Origin of the sequence: Hyphomonas sp., from assembly GCF_017792385.1 — a bacterium.
GTDB lineage: Bacteria > Pseudomonadota > Alphaproteobacteria > Caulobacterales > Hyphomonadaceae > Hyphomonas.
The window spans coordinates 2,525,307-2,544,062 of record NZ_CP051230.1 but is presented as its reverse complement, the minus strand read 5'-3'; the positions used below and the strand labels follow the sequence as shown (position 1 = coordinate 2,544,062).

The 18,756-nt window shown below is 58.3% G+C and carries 11 protein-coding genes, 3 tRNA genes and 3 rRNA genes; 6 read left to right on the top strand and 11 right to left on the bottom strand.

Going from position 1 to position 18,756, the window contains the following annotated elements; all coding sequences use genetic code 11:
• Window positions 1-7: 7 nt before the first annotated feature.
• Together HF955_RS12400 and HF955_RS12395 are read left to right on the top strand one after the other, a co-directional pair.
• On the top strand, window positions 8-1,183 hold the full coding sequence (locus HF955_RS12400) for an AAA family ATPase (protein WP_291075422.1): 1,176 nt from the start codon (window positions 8-10) through the stop codon (window positions 1,181-1,183).
• Entirely contained in the window at window positions 1,162-2,640 is a 1,479-nt protein-coding gene (locus tag HF955_RS12395; RefSeq protein WP_291075421.1) for an ATP-binding protein, read from the top strand. The genes HF955_RS12400 and HF955_RS12395 overlap by 22 nt, the downstream gene beginning before the upstream one ends.
• Before the next feature lie 152 nt (window positions 2,641-2,792).
• On the opposite strand, the gene HF955_RS12390 is transcribed toward HF955_RS12395, so the two are convergent.
• The 8 genes from HF955_RS12390 to HF955_RS12355 all read right to left on the bottom strand — a co-directional run bounded on the left by HF955_RS12390 (window position 2,793) and on the right by HF955_RS12355 (window position 10,573).
• Window positions 2,793-2,869: transfer RNA gene (locus HF955_RS12390), tRNA-Met, on the bottom strand.
• 162 nt (window positions 2,870-3,031) lie between these two features.
• Window positions 3,032-3,146: ribosomal RNA gene (rrf, locus tag HF955_RS12385) — 5S ribosomal RNA — on the bottom strand.
• Window positions 3,147-3,239: 93 nt separating this feature from the next.
• A 23S ribosomal RNA gene (locus HF955_RS12380) occupies window positions 3,240-6,011 on the bottom strand.
• 274 nt (window positions 6,012-6,285) lie between these two features.
• Window positions 6,286-6,361: transfer RNA gene (locus tag HF955_RS12375), tRNA-Ala, on the bottom strand.
• A gap of 56 nt (window positions 6,362-6,417) precedes the next feature.
• A tRNA-Ile gene (locus tag HF955_RS12370) sits at window positions 6,418-6,494 on the bottom strand.
• 226 nt (window positions 6,495-6,720) lie between these two features.
• Window positions 6,721-8,175: ribosomal RNA gene (locus HF955_RS12365) — 16S ribosomal RNA — on the bottom strand.
• The 16S, 23S and 5S rRNA genes sit together here with 3 tRNA genes alongside, the layout of an rRNA operon.
• A 1,174-nt stretch (window positions 8,176-9,349) precedes the next feature.
• Window positions 9,350-9,784, bottom strand: coding sequence for a CBS domain-containing protein (locus HF955_RS12360; protein ID WP_291075420.1), 435 nt, complete (start codon window positions 9,782-9,784; stop codon window positions 9,350-9,352).
• Window positions 9,785-9,862: 78 nt separating this feature from the next.
• A complete protein-coding gene (locus tag HF955_RS12355) occupies window positions 9,863-10,573 on the bottom strand; it encodes a rhomboid family intramembrane serine protease (RefSeq protein WP_291075419.1) in 711 nt (236 codons plus the stop codon).
• A gap of 143 nt (window positions 10,574-10,716) precedes the next feature.
• Between HF955_RS12355 and HF955_RS12350 the strand changes: the two genes are divergently transcribed.
• The gene (locus tag HF955_RS12350; protein ID WP_291075418.1) at window positions 10,717-11,097 is read left to right on the top strand and encodes a DUF4345 family protein; all 381 of its coding nucleotides are present in this window, start codon (window positions 10,717-10,719) and stop codon (window positions 11,095-11,097) included.
• A 69-nt stretch (window positions 11,098-11,166) separates the two neighbouring features.
• On the opposite strand, the gene HF955_RS12345 is transcribed toward HF955_RS12350, so the two are convergent.
• On the bottom strand, window positions 11,167-13,707 hold the full coding sequence (locus HF955_RS12345; protein ID WP_291075417.1) for a TonB-dependent receptor: 2,541 nt from the start codon (window positions 13,705-13,707) through the stop codon (window positions 11,167-11,169).
• 465 nt (window positions 13,708-14,172) lie between these two features.
• Between HF955_RS12345 and HF955_RS12340 the strand changes: the two genes are divergently transcribed.
• Complete coding sequence (locus HF955_RS12340) at window positions 14,173-14,745, top strand: PAS domain-containing protein (RefSeq protein WP_291075416.1); 573 nt, start codon at window positions 14,173-14,175, stop codon at window positions 14,743-14,745.
• Window positions 14,746-14,754: 9 nt separating this feature from the next.
• Here the strand turns inward: HF955_RS12340 and HF955_RS12335 are convergent, their stop codons facing one another.
• Window positions 14,755-16,395, bottom strand: a complete 1,641-nt coding sequence (locus HF955_RS12335) for a choline dehydrogenase (RefSeq protein WP_291075415.1) — start codon at window positions 16,393-16,395, stop codon at window positions 14,755-14,757.
• A gap of 145 nt (window positions 16,396-16,540) precedes the next feature.
• On the opposite strand from HF955_RS12335, the gene HF955_RS12330 reads away from it, so the two are divergent.
• Window positions 16,541-17,149, top strand: a complete 609-nt coding sequence (locus tag HF955_RS12330; RefSeq protein ID WP_291075414.1) for a PilZ domain-containing protein — start codon at window positions 16,541-16,543, stop codon at window positions 17,147-17,149.
• Here the strand turns inward: HF955_RS12330 and HF955_RS12325 are convergent.
• Entirely contained in the window at window positions 17,146-17,676 is a 531-nt protein-coding gene (locus tag HF955_RS12325) for a gamma carbonic anhydrase family protein (RefSeq protein WP_027838432.1), read from the bottom strand. The two genes, HF955_RS12330 and HF955_RS12325, sit on opposite strands and share 4 nt — an antisense overlap.
• Window positions 17,677-17,939: 263 nt before the next feature.
• Between HF955_RS12325 and HF955_RS12320 the strand changes: the two genes are divergently transcribed.
• Window positions 17,940-18,749, top strand: a complete 810-nt coding sequence (locus tag HF955_RS12320) for a PhoH family protein (RefSeq protein WP_027838433.1) — start codon at window positions 17,940-17,942, stop codon at window positions 18,747-18,749.
• Window positions 18,750-18,756 lie beyond the last annotated feature (7 nt).

Below are 18,756 nucleotides of genomic sequence, written 5' to 3'. Positions count from 1 at the left end.
AGAACGCATGAACCAGAAACTCGAACCTCACTATGGCGCTGGCGTCGATGGAGCCAAATTCTGGCCCCGGCCCAAACTGACCAAGAAGACGCTACGAACGCTGAGAAGCGGCGGCAGCATTGCCCTGTTTGGTCCGCGTCGAACTGGCAAATCCTCGGTGATGAAGGAGACCAAGCGTCTTCTCTCCGAAGACAACAAATTTCACGTGATTGAACTCAACCTGGAAGGTCGCGTGAGCATGACGGCCTTCGTCACACGCCTTCTAAAGCAACTTCCTGAACAGACGGGCAAATCACTCCTCCAGCGATGGACCCAACTTCCCTTCTTACCAGAAGCTCTCACAGAAGCGATAAAGCGCTTCAGCGACGGCAAAGCCGGCGGCGATAAAGCGGATGATTCGCTGTTTATGGAATTCTGGGCTCAACTGGCTGAGGCGGTCGAGAAACAAGTTCTTGAGTCCGACAAGACGATTGTCTTCTTCTTCGATGAACTACCCTATTTTTGCGATAATCAAATTGAGGCCGGCGTAACGCCGGACACAATAGATACATTCCTGGCGACACTTCGCCGGTGGCGGCAAGCTGGCATCCCCATGGCTATTGCTGGCTCGATCGGGATCCGAGAAATTGCACGCCAGCATGAGCTGGAAATGGATCACCTCAATGATCTCGTCAGCGTGACGATCCCACCTTTGGAAGACGACGACGCAAAGGACATGCTCCGGGCGCTTGCAGCAGGTTTTGAACTGGACTGGTGGAGCGACGAATTGGCTGATGCGGTAATCGCCACAACAGCCGATACGTTTCCGAGCTTTCTGCAACGCGCAATGATCGAGATTGAAAGCGAGGACGCACGAACGCCTGAAGCCGTCGCGGTCGCGCTAAAGGGCACATACCGACGCGAGTTCGAGATCAGTTTCTTTGAGCAATTCTCGAAACGACTGAAACACTACGGTGATGAAGAGCCCACTGCTCGCAAAATCCTCTCAACACTGGCCGCTCGAAACCCGTGCGATGTCGGCGCTCTGGCAGAAGCGGCAAAGGAAACAGGCATGGATGACGACGCAATTCAGAATCTTCTGATCGCGCTCGAACAGGACGCCTTTATCGCAACCGATCCAGAAACACGCGAGGCTGTATTCGCATACAAAGTAGTGGAGACATGGTGGCGTTCCAGACCATGAGCCTCGTCCCGCCCGCTGAAGGCGCCCGCAACCGACTGGCCCGGCTTGTGGACCGAGCCTTGGCATATGTCCGCAGCAACATCACTGCAGAGCGCCCGCCACTACAACATGTGCTCATCACAGGCGTCCCAGGCAGTGGGAAGACCGTTGCGCTCCAACTCATTGCAGAAAGAGCAAACCGGCTGCGAACCGGACATGTCGTTGTTACGACGATCTCAGAAATCGAAAGCCAAACAATAGCCCCGGAAACGCTTATCGAGAAGATCCGCGCAAGCCTCGAAACACCGCGGGATCAAGACAGAGATCTGCCGCTAGCCGTCGATTGGGGAGGCGGTACCGACAAGCGATGGGTCGCTGAAAAAGACCTGCTGGACCGCGCGCTACAGGCAGTTCCGGAGAAAACACTTTGTCTGGTTCTGATCGATGGTCTCGATCTGCTTATGAGTGCAGGACTCTCTAGTGCTGCAGCGCAATCCCGGCTCCGTGACCTCATGCAAGAGCACGCTCAGATCATGATCGTGGCGACCGCGCGATCGCAGGAAACCCAGTCACGACCCGAACGGCGGATATTTCAAGCTTTCGCGCCATTGCGGCTACCGGTCATTGATGCGTCCGCAATGATGCTGGAACTTGAACGTGCGACCGAAAACGTCAGATTGAATGCAGCTGCTGCGGCACATGCCTTCGAAGACCGGCCTGAACACACCTGGACTTTTGCCAAACTCGCAAATCTTTCTCCAGATGCCAGCGCATCCGACGTCTACGAATTACTCATCGACATCGAACTCGAACGGCTATTGGCCAATTTAAGAGAGCTGCCAATCCGGGCACGCCGCCTGTTCCACGCAATCGCTCTTTCCGATAGACCGTCGCGTCCAACGGATTTGGCGACCATCCTGGAGACAGAAAGCTCTGATTTGGGGCAGCCTACGAAGATCCTTCGTGAACGCTTTCTGATTGATGTGCACGCGAAGAGCTCTACTCGAAAGCGTTACTATCTCATCGTCGACCGGCTCTTGGCGAACCTCTATCGGCGGTCGGCTGGACGAGAAAGATACTGTTTGGGTGATCTCATACAACTTCGGCGAACCGGCCTGGGACTCGAGTTCACCGAAGCTGGCCGTATGGAAAAAGCGGCAATCACGACACTTTTGGACCAATGGGCGAGCGAGACCCGACCTAAGCGCTTCCAATCAATTGCAACCCATATCGCAGCAGAAACACGCCGAGACCCGAATGCTCTGGTTGCGGTAATGCTCTGCGATCATGAACGCTACCATGAACTCGTGAAAGACTTTGCTGAACTCATACCATCTGAGTTTCCGACGCTCCGGTCTCTGCTCCGCGATTTGGATGCAGTCAGAGACGAGAACGACAATGCCCCCATGATGGCCTATGATCACGAGCGTTGCCTGAGTTTTTTCTCCATGATTGGCTCTACCAACACCCTGAACTGAACCCCAAAAAAGTTATCCACAGGAATTTGGTGCCTCCCCGAAGCTCCCGATTCTTCCGTTTTTCGTGTAACCCATGTGTAACCCAGCCGAGTCTTTGGAGCAAAGCGCAAAAGAAAAGCCCTCAAAATCCGCAAGGATTTCAAGGGCTTATTTGGGTGCGGGAGCAGGATTTGAACCTGCGACCTTCAGGTTATGAGCCTGACGAGCTACCGGACTGCTCCATCCCGCGTCAGCGTGTTGTTACATTTAGGAGGCTGGCCCCTGAAATGCAAATCCGGCCGCGAGGGCCGGACAAGTCCGCCTGGAAGATCCGGGCGGCAGGCCGCTTGCGCGACCAAAATCGTCGTAAGTAGAAAGATATGTCTGCAAGGCAGATGACTGGGCTCTGCGGACCCGGCAGCGACCTACTCTCCCACGCCTTAAGACGTAGTACCATCGGCGCAAGGGGGCTTAACGACCGAGTTCGGAATGGGATCGGGTGGGGACCCCCTGCCATAGCCACCGGGTCGGCGGAAACCAGTCAGGGGTAATGCAACCAACATGTTCTTTATCGAGACTGTGCAGCAAGCAAATGCGCTTTCAACTACACATGAATTTCAACAATCAAGCCTATCGAGCAATTAGTACCGGTTAGCTCCACGCCTCGCAGCGCTTCCACACCCGGCCTATCGACGTGCTGGTCTTGCACGGCTCTCAGGGATACCTGGTTTTGAGGTTAGTTTCCCGCTTAGATGCTTTCAGCGGTTATCTAGTCCACACATAGCTACCCTGCAATGCGGCTGGCGCCACAACAGGTCCACCAGAGGTGTGTTCATCCCGGTCCTCTCGTACTAGGGACAAATCCTCTCAAGTATCCAACACCCACGGCAGATAGGGACCAAACTGTCTCGCGACGTTCTGAACCCAGCTCACGTACCACTTTAATCGGCGAACAGCCGAACCCTTGGGACCTGCTCCAGCCCCAGGATGTGATGAGCCGACATCGAGGTGCCAAACGATGCCGTCGATATGGACTCTTGGGCATCATCAGCCTGTTATCCCCGGAGTACCTTTTATCCGTTGAGCGATGGCCCTTCCACTCGGGACCACCGGATCACTATGACCGACTTTCGTCTCTGTTCGATCTGTCGATCTCACAGTCAGGCAGGCTTATGCCATTGCACTCAACGAGCGATGTCCGACCGCTCTGAGCCTACCATCGCGCGCCTCCGTTACTCTTTAGGAGGCGACCGCCCCAGTCAAACTACCCGCCACACAGGGTCCCGGCCCCATCCAGGGGCGCGGTTAGACATCAAAGAAATTAAGGGTGGTATTTCAAGGTTGGCTCCACTGCATCTGGCGACACAGCTTCAAAGCCTCCCACCTATCCTACACATAAGTTCTTTAATGCCACTGTGAAGCTGTAGTAAAGGTTCACGGGGTCTTTCCGTCTGACCGCGGGTACCCCGCATCTTCACGGGGAATTCAATTTCGCTGAGTCTATGTTGGAGACAGTGGGGAAGTCGTTACGCCATTCGTGCAGGTCGGAACTTACCCGACAAGGAATTTCGCTACCTTAGGACCGTTATAGTTACGGCCGCCGTTCACCGGGGCTTCAATTCAAGGCTCTCACCTCTCCTTTTAACCTTCCGGCACCGGGCAGGCGTCAGACCCTATACGTCGCCTTGCGGCTTCGCAGAGCCCTGTGTTTTTGATAAACAGTCGCAACCCCCAGTTTTGTGCCCCTCAGCACTGGTTGCCCAATGTGAGGCCTCCTTCTCCCGAAGTTACGGAGGTAATTTGCCGAGTTCCTTCAACATAGTTCTCTCAAGCGCCTTGGTATGCTCTACCTGACCACCTGTGTCGGTTTCGGGTACGGTCTTAATGGGAGGCTATTTCCAGGAACTTCCAGGCTGCAGACCCAATCCAATAAGGGGCTACAACTTTCGAAATCCGTCACTCATCCCTTGGCCCACGAATATTAACGTGGTTCCCATCGGCTACGCCTTTCGGCCTTACCTTAGGGGCCGGCTAACCCTGCGCAGATTAGCTTTACGCAGGAACCCTTGGTCTTTCGGCGACAGGGTCTCTCACCCTGTTTGTCGCTACTCATGTCAGCATTCTCACTTCCGATACCTCCAGCAACCCTCGCAGGTCACCTTCGCAGGCTTACGGAACGCTCCGCTACCACTCTTTCGAGTCCGCAATTTCGGCGAATAACTTTAGTCCCGATACATTTTCCGCGCAGAGGCGCTTGATCAGTGAGCTGTTACGCTTTCTTTAAAGGATGGCTGCTTCTAAGCCAACCTCCTGATTGTCTCAGCACCTCCACATCGTTTCGCACTTAGCTATTACTTGGGGGCCTTAATTGGCGGTCTGGGTTGTTTCCCTTTTCACGACGGACGTTAGCACCCGCCGTGTGTCTGCCACGCATAACTTCTGGGTATTCGGAGTTTGAGAAGGTTTGGTAATCCGGTGAGGACCCCTAGCCCATTCAGTGCTCTACCCCCCAGAGTCTAATCGTGACGCTCTACCTAAATAGATTTCGCGGAGAACCAGCTATCAGCAGATTTGATTGGCCTTTCACCCCTAGACACAGGTCATCCGAGAACTTTTCAACGTTCAACGGTTCGGCCCTCCAGTGCGTGTTACCGCACCTTCAGCCTGCCCATATCTAGATCATCTGCCTTCGGGTCTAATGCTACGTACTCGGTCGCCCTATTCAGACTCGCTTTCGCTGTGCCTACACCTAACGGCTTAAGCTTGCACGCAACACTAAGTCGCTGACCCATTATACAAAAGGTACGATGTCACTCCGAAGAGCTCCATCAGCTTGTAGGCATCCGGTTTCAGGATCTGTTTCACTCCCCTCATCGGGGTTCTTTTCATCATTCCCTCACGGTACTTGTTCACTATCGGTCGGTAAGGAGTACTTAGGCTTGGAGGGTGGTCCCCCCATGTTCAGACAGGATTTCACGTGTCCCGCCCTACTCTAAAAGGTCTTCATGTTACGGATACGGGGCTATCACCCACTATGGCGTACCTTCCCAGATACTTCTCCTTGTTTCAGACCAGGCCTGGTCCGCGTTCGCTCGCCACTACTAACGGAGTCTCAATTGATGTCCTTTCCTCCGGGTACTTAGATGTTTCAATTCCCCGGGTTCGCTTTTTAACCCTATGTATTCAGGTTAAAATACCTCACTATTGAAATGTTAGACACGTCGAGCGCCAAAGCGCTCGAATTATCCAACATCTCGGAGGTGGGTTTCCCCATTCAGAAATCACCGGATCAAAGGATGCTCTCGCCTCCCCGGTGCTTATCGCAGAGTGCCACGTCTTTCATCGCCTCTTACCGCCAAGACATCCCCCGGATGCCCTTTTGACGCTTGATCGTTATTTGAAATCCATGTGCAGTGGAAAACGCATTTGCGTCCCACACACCTGGATCTCGATCAGACATGTTGGTTTCTTGCAGACTGACCCTTTGATGCTGACCACGTTACCGCGGCCGCACTGTTCGGCTGAAGCTGGAATACCAAGAGCACGAGGCCCTGAGCGGCAAACCAGCCGGATCAATCTTTCCCTTACGATGACAAATATCCCGAAACCCAAGGGCTCCGGAAAACGGACTAAACTTCTTTCGTTCGTGTATGCGCCGGCAGGCGATGGTGGAGCCAGACGGAGTCGAACCGACGACCTCCTGAATGCAAATCAGGCGCTCTCCCAACTGAGCTATGGCCCCGTAGTCTGGCGTCCCGCCAGGTCGCATGCCCTGCCCTGCGTTGCCGCAGGCTTCGATGGTGGGCCGAGGAAGAGTTGAACTTCCGACCTCACGCTTATCAGGCGTGCGCTCTAACCACCTGAGCTACCGGCCCATGACCAGGTCAGGGCAAGGCCCGTCGCGGTCAAAGTCGAAGACAGGCGATAAAGCGCCCGCGGGGCTCGCTTAGTATTCAGGCCACCCAAAGGCAAGCCCGAACAACGAACGAAGGAAGAGAAACGGAGACGGCGCGACAGCCGCATAGTTTTTGTCCATCAATGTGGACTGTCTATAGAGCCACAGAGCCTCGCGTGAGCAAAGCAATCCGTGAGCATCCTTAGAAAGGAGGTGATCCAGCCGCAGGTTCCCCTACGGCTACCTTGTTACGACTTCATCCCAGTCACTGATCCTACCGTGGCCGCCTGCCTCCGAAGTTAGCACAGCGTCTTCGGGTAGAACCAATTCCCATGATGTGACGGGCGGTGTGTACAAGGCCCGGGAACGTATTCACCGTGGCATGCTGATCCACGATTACTAGCGATTCCACCTTCATGCCGTCGAGTTGCAGACGACAATCCGAACTGAGACAGTTTTTGGGGATTATCCCATTGTCACTGCCATTGTAGCACGTGTGTAGCCCTACCCGTAAGGGCCATGAGGACTTGACGTCATCCCCACCTTCCTCCGGCTTACCACCGGCAGTTTCCTTAGAGTGCCCACCCAAACGTGATGGCAACTAAGGATGAGGGTTGCGCTCGTTGCGGGACTTAACCCAACATCTCACGACACGAGCTGACGACAGCCATGCAGCACCTGTCACCGATCCAGCCTAACTGAAGGGATCCATCTCTGGAAACCGCGATCGGGATGTCAAGGGTAGGTAAGGTTCTGCGCGTTGCTTCGAATTAAACCACATGCTCCACCGCTTGTGCGGGCCCCCGTCAATTTCTTTGAGTTTTAACCTTGCGGCCGTACTCCCCAGGCGGAGAGCTTAATGCGTTAGCTGCGTCACCGACAGGCATGCCTGCCAACAACTAGCTCTCATCGTTTACGGTGTGGACTACCAGGGTATCTAATCCTGTTTGCTCCCCACACTTTCGCACCTCAGCGTCAGTACCAGTCCAGTTAGCCGCCTTCGCCACTGGTGTTCCACCGAATATCTACGAATTTCACCTCTACACTCGGTATTCCGCTAACCTCTCCTGGTCTCTAGACTTCCAGTTTCAAATGCAGTTCCGAGGTTGAGCCCCGGGATTTCACATCTGACTTAAAAGTCCGCCTACGTGCGCTTTACGCCCAGTAATTCCGAACAACGCTAGCCCCCTTCGTATTACCGCGGCTGCTGGCACGAAGTTAGCCGGGGCTTCTTTACCAGGTACTGTCATTATCATCCCTGGCGAAAGAATTTTACAACCCTAAGGCCTTCATCATTCACGCGGCATGGCTGCATCAGGCTTTCGCCCATTGTGCAAGATTCCCCACTGCTGCCTCCCGTAGGAGTCTGGGCCGTGTCTCAGTCCCAGTGTGGCTGATCATCCTCTCAGACCAGCTATAGATCGTCGCCTTGGTAGGCCGTTACCCTACCAACTAGCTAATCTAACGCGGGCCGATCTTTCACCGATAAATCTTTCCCCCGGAGGGCGTATACGGTATTACCACTCGTTTCCAAGAGCTATTCCGTAGTGAAAGGTACGTTCCCACGCGTTACTCACCCGTCTGCCACTATGTCGTTCGACTTGCATGTGTTAAGCCTGCCGCCAGCGTTCGTTCTGAGCCAGAATCAAACTCTCAAGTTGAGTGTTGATCTGACGAAACCATCCATTGGAATATGGACGGCTACTCAAGCTGTTAAGCATTTAAGTATTGCGTTCTTTTGACGAGAAACCCTTAGTCACAAAGACCAGTATGACCTGGTCGATGGAAAAAGAATTTTCTCTCAAGAAACGCATCCGTCGTGATCGTCTGGAAAGGCCGAAGCCTTATCCGCAAGCCATCACGCCGCCTGCGTTTCTCTTCCTAATCTCTTACGATGTCAAACAGCTGGAACCGAGGCTCCGAAGGTCTCCATCAGAAGCCCGTGGGCCCGTCCGGAAGTGGCGGCTTATATGGGCCGCCGATCATCCCGTCAACACTCTTTTTCGCGCCTTCTGCAGTTGAGCGTTTAACCACCGTTCCTGCTTCAATTTTGGCGCAAATGAATTGCTTGCCGAAAAGATCCGGCCCGCAAATTCGAGCGTTTCGAGGAACCGCATATATAGCCCCTGTTCGACGAAAAGTTCAAGAACTTTTTCACCAGTCAGGTGAGCTTTTCAGCGGGCCCGCTTCAGATGCCCGAAGGCGTCGTCTGCGGAAGTGGCGGCTTATATGGACCGCCCTTCTTCCCGTCAACTCTCTTTTCCGCCTCTTCTGCAGTTCGGTGCCAGGCACCAGGACCGCTTCAATTTTGGCGCAAATGAACCCGCCTGCCGAAAACATCCGGCCCGCAAATTCGAGCGTTTCAGGGAACCGACTTCAAGGTTCTGGCCGAGGAAGATTGAAACTTCCGAACCGGTCAAAACCCGCCGCCGGGTTGCCTCTGAACTCCGAGGAGTTCGTCAGCGAAGTGGCGGCTTATATGGACCGCCTTTCTCGCCGTCAACACCCTTTCTTGCGCCGTCTGCAGTTGAATGGTGAACCATCCGGTCTGCAATGTTTACAGCGCAAAAGATCCCGTTTGCCGAACATGTCCGGCTCGCAAATCCGAGCGATCTGGAGAACCGATCTCAGGGGCCCGAAAGCGCCCTTCCTACCGGGTCCCGCGTCTGAAACCCGAAGGCCTCGTCAGCGGAGGTGGCGATGTACTCCCGCCCCCCGAATGCGGCAACCCCCAATATCAGCTTTTCATCACAAAACTGCAGAGAAAAGCCAGGAGGCCGTCAGGCCATGGCGGCGCCAAATCGAAACAGGCCAATGGATATGGGGGTTTTCGCCTCAGTACTGGGCAGACAGGTAGGATTTCATCGCCTCTGCCTCAGCCTCTGTTTCGGCGATCTTCCACTTCACCAGATCGCCGATCGAGACCACGCCGACCAGTTCATCGCCACTGATTACGGGCAAATGGCGAATCCGCCGGTCTGTCATGAGCTGCAGCGCATCATCCACCTTGGTGGTCGAGTCGACCTTGATGACGTCCCGCGTCATGGCATCGCCGACATTCAGGTTGAGCGCGGCAGCGCCCTGTCGCGCGACATGGCGAACGATATCCCGTTCTGAAAGCACGCCGACAATGCCGCCCGCATCATCCAGCGCGACGACGGCGCCGATTCGCTTGCCGTCCAGCGTGCGTGCAGCTGCGGCCAGCGTCTCGCCGGCCCGCACCGATATGATGGCGAATCCCTTGTCCTTCAGAATCTGGTCTATGGTCATCCACGTCCTCCCTGTGTTCCGGCCCCTTTTGGGTCCCTTGTTTTCAGGAAGCCTACCATAATTCCCCGGGCGAGGCGATCAGGTGCCGAATCGCGCCCGGCCGAGCCCCCGGGCCAGATAGCGGAACAGCAGCGCGCCGGCGACATAGCCACCAATATGGGCCTGCCAGGCGATCTCCGAACCGAACATGGACGGGCCGAGAAAGGCGAGCACGAGGTTGCCGACGAAGAAGACCGCGCTTGTGGTCAGAAATTTGCGGTCCAGCAGGCGAATCGGAACGCCGTTCTGAAGCATCAGCGCGCCGGCGATCAGGCCGGACACGCCGCCTGATGCGCCGATCGCCGGCGGACCATCTGGAAAGTGCGAGGCCAGATGGGCCAACGACCCGCCAATCACGGCGACCACGAAGACGCCGAGAAAGGCGAGATTCGCGGTGGCGCGGGTTCGGGCCAGATGAGCCAGCGCGCCATAGACCGGCTTGCCGACCGCGACCAGCATGATCGTGTTCATGAGGAGATGCGACCAGCTGCCATGGACGAGCGCCGTGCCGGCCAGCGGGGCAAGGGCTTCCAGCGCCGAATCATAGGGCGGATAACCGCCAATGACGCCCTGACCGGTTGCCCAGCCCCAGAAACGGTCCGGAAACACCGCGCCGATCTCCACGAACACGGCATCGAGCCGGCCGCCCGCCAGCAACCTCACTGCATGCGCGGCAATAATGGCCAGCGCCACAGCCGTGACGAAGGGCGGCGCATTGATGATGGGGGGCGCTCGCCGGGACTGGCGCATGGGCAGGCTCCTGAAGTGACGTACCCAACAGAGATGGGACCGGAAATCCGGATTCCATCCCGATTCGCGCAGAAATTCAGGTTGGCGGCCCGCGCGCAGGCGCGAAACTTTACGGATCGGCGCCCTGCCCTATGTCCCCTTGCATGTTCATCCGCATCTTTCTTGCCGTCATCGCCCTCACCTTCGCAGCCTTCGGGATCTGGTCGCTGATCGACCCGGTGGCCATGACCGCCTCCATGGGCGTGGAGCCCGGCGGACCGAACGGCGTGTATGAGGTCCGGGGCATTTATGGCGGGGTCAGCCTGGGCGCGGGCCTGCTGGCGGCGGCCGGCGCGATTCGCGCCCGCATGGTGCGCCCGGCGCTGTGGTTCATCACTGCCTATATGGGCGGCTATGTGTTCGCGCGGATTGCGGGCCTCATCGCAGGAGACACGCCGACCTCCGGCTTCCTGATGTTTACCGGGTTCGAAACCGGCTGCCTTGTGCTCGCCGTGGTCTCGCTGGCGGCGTACCGGCCGGACTAGCCGGTCCCGGGAATCAAGAAGGCCCCGCCGCGCGCGACAGGGCCTTCCGAAAACAGGGACCGCTGACGCCTAGAACGTCTTGCGGACGGTCAGGCCGTAGGTTGCCGGTTGGTTCGGATATCCGGAGATCGAGCCGGTCTGCGCCACGGCCGGGAAGGCCACGGTGATGTACTCGTCATCAAAGATGTTCCGCCCCCAGAGCGTGAAGCTCAGGCCGTTCTCGGTGGTCAGACCAGCCGACGCGTTGAACGTGCTGATTTCCTTCTGATCGTCGATCAGGGCCTGGTTCGCCGGATCGTCGAAATAATCCGTCGGGCTCTCATACTGCCAGTCTGCCCGCACGAATGCGTCATAGGACTTCACATTGAACGTGTAGGTCGCTGCCGTGGACGTCGACACTTCCGGTATGCCATAGGGCTTCTGCCCGGAGATGTCGCCGCTCGCCGATTCTTCGAAGCTGTCATAGACCGGATCCAGGAAGGTGCCGGCGAAGCTGAGCAGCAGGTTTTCGGTGGCGTTCCATTGGGCGTCGAGTTCAAGCCCCTGGGTGGACTGCTCGCCCGCATTGGCCAGGGCGAAGCCGGTGCCCGTGAACACGTTGGACTGGAAGCCCTCGATCGTCTGGTCGAAGATCGCCACGTTGAAGGCAAAGTCCGCATACGCCCCTTTCACGCCAATCTCGTAGACCTTGGATTCCTCCGGCCCGGCAAAGCGGGTGCCCGTGGTCAGGTTCGGGACAAGCAGCCCGCCCTGCGCCAGCAAGGCATAGTCTGCCGGAGTCGGACGGCTGTCGCGCGACAGGTTCCAGGATGATGCCTTGAAGCCGGTTGCGTAGGACGCGTAGACATTCACCGCATCGGTTACGTCATATGCAAGACGGAAGGTCACCGACGTATCCTCATCATCCGTGGAGCCGGTTTCCACCGCATTCGGGAAGTTGAGGAAAGGCGGCAGGAACTGAACCTGCTGCAGGCTGGTCGGCGCGGCCGCAGCCGTCGCCTGGATGGTGGCGAACTCTGTGGGGAAGGCCGCTGCAAAGGCGGCCACCGCGGCCGGGTCTGTCGGGTTCACGCCTGCCTGCAGCAGCAGGCCGCCAGCGGTGGCCTGGCTGATGAACGGCGCCGCCGCGTTGAGGTCAATTGCCGCAAATGCGTCCGTGGAGACAGCATTGGAGAAGGCGTTCTTGTTGACCTGCGTATAGTTGAGGCCGAACGTGGCCGTCAGGCGGTCGGTCACTTCATAGTCCACGGTCCCGAACAGCGAGGCCGAAGTGTCATCCTGACCATAGAATTCGGTGAAGCCCGCCCCCGGCGCAAAGAAGGTGCCGACCGGAACGCCGAACACGGTCGGCTCCAGCCCTGTGATCAGGTTGGAGGTCAGGATGTCGATATAACCCCGTGTGTCCTGTCCGTAGAGCAGCTGGTTCTCGATATCCACGGTTTCGTCGAAATAGAAACCGCCAACCATCCAGCTGAGCGGGCCATCACCGTTCGAGGTCAGGCGCACTTCCTGGGTGAAGGTTTCAATCTCCACATCGTCGGACTTGCGGCCGAGAATGTCGGCGCTGGTGAAGTCAGAATCCTGATTGGTGCTCAAATCCGACGTACGATAGGCCGTGATGCTGGTCAGCGTGAACGCACCGAGATCGAAATCCCCCTGCAGTGACAGGCCGCCATTCTTGATCTGGTTCTCGGACCCGAAATTGTAGGCCACCTGATAGGAGAACGGATCCTCTGCCACCAGATTGCCACCAAGCGCCAGGACAGCAGCGCCGGTCGGACCGTTCACCACATTTGCGGCCGCACAGCAGATTTCGTCGATCTCGTCATAGTCCGCGATAAGGCGGAACGACATGTCGTCCGTCGGTTCGAACAGAAGGTCGCCGCGCAGGCCCCAACGGTTGCGCTCATTCGTGTCCGGACCATCGCCGAGGTCCTCGACATAGCCGTCGCGCTTGTTGAAATTGCCGCCGAGGCTGAACGCCAGCTTGTCGGAGATCGGCCCCGTAACGTACCCGCCGAGGCGATAGCCATTATAGTTGCTGACGGTGCCCTCGACATTGCCGCCCCATTCGAATTGCGGCTTCTGCGTCACGATGGAAATGACACCAGCCGATGCGTTCTTGCCGAACAGGGTCGATTGCGGCCCGCGCAGGACCTCGACACGCTGCAGGTTCGGCAGGTCGGAAATCTGGGAATTGGACCGCGAACGATAGACGCCATCCACGAACACGCCGACGGACGGCTCGATGCCGGCATTGTTGGCGCCATTGCCGAAGCCGCGGATGATGAAATTGGTGTTTGCGGAGGATTGCTGCTGGCTGACGCGCAGCGACGGCACGATGGATTGCAGGTCTCCCAGATCCACAATCTCCGCCTTTTCGATGACCGCCTCGTCGACCACGGAGACCGCGACTGGCACATCCTGGAGCGTCTGCTCGCGCTTGGTCGCGGTAATGGTGACGGTTTGGAGCGTGCGGCTCTCATCCTCTTCCGCAGCGTCCTGCGCGTGGGCAGGCATGGAGAGGACGGCAATTGCGGCAAAGCTTGCGCTGAAGGTCAGCGCCGATTTGAACTTCGGCGCACCCGAAACAAATTTTCTGGATTTCACGTGAGGGGTCCCTTTGAGCAAATTTCTGATTGTGGAGATTGGGAGGAATTGACTGAGCAAAAACTGCACTCCTGAAGGACTAGACAAAAGGTGAGTGATGACAAGGCTTCACCATGAGTAAGGCCGAGTTTTTCTCATATTCTGTGGCAGCATGGCTGCATTACGCGCCCTGCCCGGAAATCTGAGGCAGGATTTTCCGGACACACAGCACTCTCAAGCCGCGCCCGACCTGATTCGCGATCAGGCCTCTCGAGCGGGCTGTACCGAGTTGAGACTCGCGCGCCGGTGCGGACACGTTCACTGCGCCGCCAAATACCGGTTTTGGTGCCGAACAACTCCTTTCGGGGGAAAATCCAGCCCGGAGTCCGCCGGTTATTCCCCCCCGGCGGGAATGCCGCGCTGGAATAAATATTGCGGAACAGCTCTCCCACATGCCCCTCGAGGGCCAAAAGACAAAAAGACAATATGGAGCGCACGCCCGTCATGCACGACCGGTCAATTCATCCCAACACGCGCATCATGCTGGAGGCATGGAAGCGCATGAACGCCAACCCGGCGCAGAACGAGGATTCCACCCCGCGGGCGAACGATCATCCCGACCTCATCGCGAATATCTTCATGATCCAGGCAACCGATGATGGCGCCTGGGTATTCCGCTCCGCCGGCGATGGCGTCAGCGCCCTGCTCGGCCGGCCACTCGCGGACCACGACTTTCTCGGCCTGTGGACCGGGCCCGACCGCTCCATGCTGACCGGCTTCCTTGACGCCGTGCGCGCTGACGGAGCGCCGGGTGTGATCCGGGGACGCGGCGAAACCCTGACAGGACAGCGGGTCGAAGTGGAAATCACCTTGATGCCGCTGCCACACGCCTCCATCCATGGCGCCTCATCCCGCTTTCTCGGCCTCTACCAGACGCTGGGGGGCGTGCCCCTTCTGAAGGGACGGCCGATCTGGCGTCATCGCGTGGCCATGCTGGTGCCACCGGATACGCGCCGCGCCGAGCCAGCCCTCAAGCTGGTGGCCAACAACGTTCGCTGATCGCCGTGATCAGGCCGCCACAATTTCCGGGCTTTCGGCCGCCAGCGGCGCCTTGCCCAGGATCATGTCGGCCGCCTTCTCGGCGATCATGATGGTCGGGGCGTTCGTGTTGCCCCCGATCAGGGTCGGGATCACCGAAGCGTCCACGACCCGCAAACCTGCCACACCCCGCACGCGCAATTCGCCATCGACCGGACTGTCATCGGTCGCCCCCATGGCGACCGTGCCAATGGGATGATAGATCGTTTCCCCGCACCGTCGGATAAAGGCGTCGATTTCGTCGTCGGTCTTCACGCTCTCGCCCGGCATCATCTCCGCGCCGGTGAAGGGCCGCAACGCATCCTGCCCGCAGATATCGCGGATCATCTTCACCGATTCCCGCATCGCCCGGCGGTCTTCCTCGGCTTCCAGATAGTTCGGATCAATGGCCGGATGCGCAAACGGATCGGCTGATGCGAGGCAAACCGTTCCCCGGCTTTCCGGCCGCAGCTGGCAGGAATGGACCGTATAGCCATCCTTGTTGGCCTGATGCTTGGCGTGATCCATCATGATGGCATTGACGAAGTGGAGCTGCAGGTCGGGCATTTCCAGCCCTTCGCGAGACTTCAGGAACGCTCCGGCCTGCAAGTGGTTGTCGGCGCCTGCACCGGTCTGGTTCACCAGATACTGAATGCCGACGCCCAGCTTCTTCAGACCCTTCTGCATGGAGTAGGCAGAAATCGGCTGGGTCATCTCGTGGATCACGGTGACGTCGAGATGGTCCTGCAGGTTCTGACCGACATTCGGCAGAGCCACCACGGGCTTGATATCGAAACGGCTGAGATGGTCGGGATTGCCGATGCCGGACAGCTGAAGCAGCTGCGGGGACTGGACGGCGCCGGCGCAGACGATGACCTCGCCCGACGCGTGGATTTCCTGGGCCAGCTTGCCCTTGCCTTCGACCACTTCAACGCCGGTGGCGCGGCCGTTCTCGATCAGGACCCGCGTGACCTGGCCGGTCGAGATGACGGTGAGATTGTCCCGCACTCCCACGATCGGACGGAGATAGCCATAGGATGCGCTCCAGCGCTCGCCCTTGTGGATGGTGCGTTGATAGCGGCCGAACCCTTCCTGGTCGGCGCCGTTGAAATCGCTGGTGCTCTTGTAGCCGGCCTGCTCACCGGCCTGAAGGAAGGCGCGGTAGACCGGGGAGGACAGCGGACTTTCGGACACTTTGAGCGGGCCGGTGCCGCCATGGAAATCGGACTCGCCCCCTTCATAGCCTTCGGAGCGCTTGAAATAGGGCAGCACGTCCGCAAAGCTCCAGCCGCGCAGGCCCATCTGGGCCCACTGGTCATAGTCGCGGGCATGGCCACGAATATAGATCATGCCATTGATCGAGGAGGAGCCGCCCCAGCCCTTGCCGCGCGGCCACCAGAGCTTGCGGCCATTCATGTGCTTCTGCGGCTCGGTCCAGAACCCCCAATTGTAGGGCCCCTCGGCCTTGATCAGGTTTCCAACCCCAGCGGGCATGCGCACCATCAGATTGTTATCCTTCTTGCCTGCCTCGATCAGGCAGACCTTCACGTCCGGATTTTCGCTCAACCTGTTGGCCAGAGTACAGCCGGCGCTGCCTGCGCCGACAATAATATAGTCATAAGTCTCCCGCACAGGAGGCCCTCCCAATAAACCTTATGGTGAAGAATTGCCCGCAATCCTTCCGTTCTCGTCAACAGTTTGTGAACGAAACTGGTGTAAGTAAAGGGGTGATGGAGAAGAACAGACAGGTTGCCGCAAGGGACCTCAGGAGATTTACATGTCCGCGCTAGATTTGTCTGTGCCGCAGTTCAATGCTGTCATCAATACCGAACAGGATCGTCGCAAATACAAGCGCGTCGATCTTGAACTCGAAGGCTGTTTCCTCGACGAGGCCAGCGAAGACCATCAACTCGTGACAGAAAACCTGTCCTGTTCCGGCGCCTATCTGCGCGCCGCCACAGTGCCGGAAGAAGGCGCCAATGTGATCTGCTATTTCGACGATCTGGGCCGCGTTGCCGGACGGGTCGTGCGCAGGTCGAAGGACGGGTTCGCGGTCGAGTTCGACGTCGTGCCGCACAAGCGCAAGAAGCTGGCCGACCGGCTGAGCTGGCTGATCAACAAGGATCTGATGGAAACCCCGGAGCAGCGGGCTGCGTCGCGCTTCCCGACCGGCGGCCCGGCCTTTATCGGCCGCAAGGACGGCCTGCAGATCCCCTGCACCGTGATCGACATTTCGCTGACCGGTGCCAGCTTCAAGACGAATGGCCAGTTCCAGTGCCCGCCGATTGGCGAAGTGGTAACGGCTGGCAATCTGCGCGGACGTGTTGTGCGGTCCGGCGACCAGGAATTCGCGGTGAACTTCCTGCGCCCGGACGAAGAGGCCTAGTCGATCCGCTTCAGGCCGGCGCGATGGCGCTTCCAGTTCTCGACATAATGGACCGCCGACATGCGGATCACCTGGACCTGGTGATCTGAAATCTCGCGCACGACCTTTCCGGGCGCGCCCATGACCAGCGAATTGTCCGGGATCACCTTGCCTTCGGGGATCAGCGCATGCGCGCCGATGATGCAGTTCTTCCCGATGGTTGCATTGTTGAGAATGGTCGATCCGATGCCGATCAGCGTCTCGTCGCCAATCGTGCAGCCGTGCAGCATGACCATGTGGCCCACGGTGACATCCTTGCCGATGGTCAGCGGGCAACCGACATCGGTGTGCAGCACGCTGCCATCCTGGATGTTCGAATTCTCGCCAATCGTGATCGGGTCATTGTCGCCGCGCAGCACAGCGCCATACCAGACCGAGGCGTTCTCCTTCAGGATCACGTTTCCCATGACCTGTGCGTTCTCGGCGACCCAATAGTCTCCGCTGTCCGGCAGGGTGGGACGGGTTCCGTCGATCTCGTAAATGGCCATGGGGTCTGCGTCTCCTCGTTATTTCGCGCGCGGAATTATCATTTAATCTTCTGATAACCTTGCTACACTCTAATCATCAACAGATTCGGAGTTGGAGACGGTCATCACCAGACCCTGTCACACCCCGCCGCCCGGAGACCGCTCCCGGGACCTGGCCACACCGCCCACGGGGCGGACGGCCCTTTCTTCCTCCCAGTTTCCGCCAAGCCATCGCGCGAGTTCGCCGGTGGCTTTTTTCTTGCCCGTAACCAAGGAGATCTTCCATGGGTAAACGCAATGCAGCAAAACGGATGAAGCAGGGTTCCGAAGTGAACCTGAACACCTGGTTCGAGGAGGGCGCCCGCGGCAAGGGCCCGAAGCTGCAGGCCATAGAGGGCGGCCGGGGCTGGCACCCGGACGATGCGGACAGCCGGCAGGATCATCAGAGGGCGGAGAATGGGCGCACGCAGCGCTATCAGAAAACGGTCAAGCCGCGTACGGAGAACCAGGCCGAACTGATGAAGGCGATGGACGAGCAGGCCCTGGTCGCCGCGCTCGGCCCGGCCGGCACCGGCAAGACCTACCTGGCCGTCTGCAAGGCGGTCGAGGCCCTGCAAAAGGGCAAGGTGGCGCGCATCATCCTGTCCCGTCCGGCGGTCGAGGCGGGCGAGCAGATCGGTTTCCTGCCGGGCGCGATGGAAGACAAGCTGGCCCCCTATCTGCGGCCGCTTTATGATGCGCTGTCTGACCGACTGTCGCCCGGACAGCTGAAGCACATGCTGGCAGAGGGCGTGATCGAAATTGCCCCCATCGGCTTCATGCGGGGCCGGACCCTGAACAATGCCTTCATCGTCATCGATGAGGCGCAGAACTGCACCTATACCCAGCTGAAGATGCTGCTGACGCGGCTTGGCTGGCACTCGACCATGGTGATCACGGGCGACCCGGCCCAGTCGGACCTGCTGCCGGAATTCTCCGGCCTCGCCACGGCCGCCGAACGGCTGGAGAAGCTGGGCGGTGCGTCCGTCGTCCGCCTTGAAGGCAAGGATGTGGTCCGCCACCCGCTGGTCCAGGAGATGCTGGACGTTCTGTAGCCACCCC

What these genes read in the sequence shown, in the direction of transcription:
- HF955_RS12400 (WP_291075422.1), top strand. Translation starts at nt 8, where the DNA reads ATGAACCAGAAACTCGAACCTCACTATGGCGCTGGCGTCGATGGAGCC.
- HF955_RS12395 (WP_291075421.1), top strand. Translation starts at nt 1,162, where the DNA reads ATGGTGGCGTTCCAGACCATGAGCCTCGTCCCGCCCGCTGAAGGCGCC.
- HF955_RS12360 (WP_291075420.1), bottom strand. Translation starts at nt 9,784, where the DNA reads ATGACCATAGACCAGATTCTGAAGGACAAGGGATTCGCCATCATATCG.
- HF955_RS12355 (WP_291075419.1), bottom strand. Translation starts at nt 10,573, where the DNA reads ATGCGCCAGTCCCGGCGAGCGCCCCCCATCATCAATGCGCCGCCCTTC.
- HF955_RS12350 (WP_291075418.1), top strand. Translation starts at nt 10,717, where the DNA reads ATGTTCATCCGCATCTTTCTTGCCGTCATCGCCCTCACCTTCGCAGCC.
- HF955_RS12340 (WP_291075416.1), top strand. Translation starts at nt 14,173, where the DNA reads ATGGAGCGCACGCCCGTCATGCACGACCGGTCAATTCATCCCAACACG.
- HF955_RS12330 (WP_291075414.1), top strand. Translation starts at nt 16,541, where the DNA reads ATGTCCGCGCTAGATTTGTCTGTGCCGCAGTTCAATGCTGTCATCAAT.
- HF955_RS12325 (WP_027838432.1), bottom strand. Translation starts at nt 17,676, where the DNA reads ATGGCCATTTACGAGATCGACGGAACCCGTCCCACCCTGCCGGACAGC.
- HF955_RS12320 (WP_027838433.1), top strand. Translation starts at nt 17,940, where the DNA reads ATGGGTAAACGCAATGCAGCAAAACGGATGAAGCAGGGTTCCGAAGTG.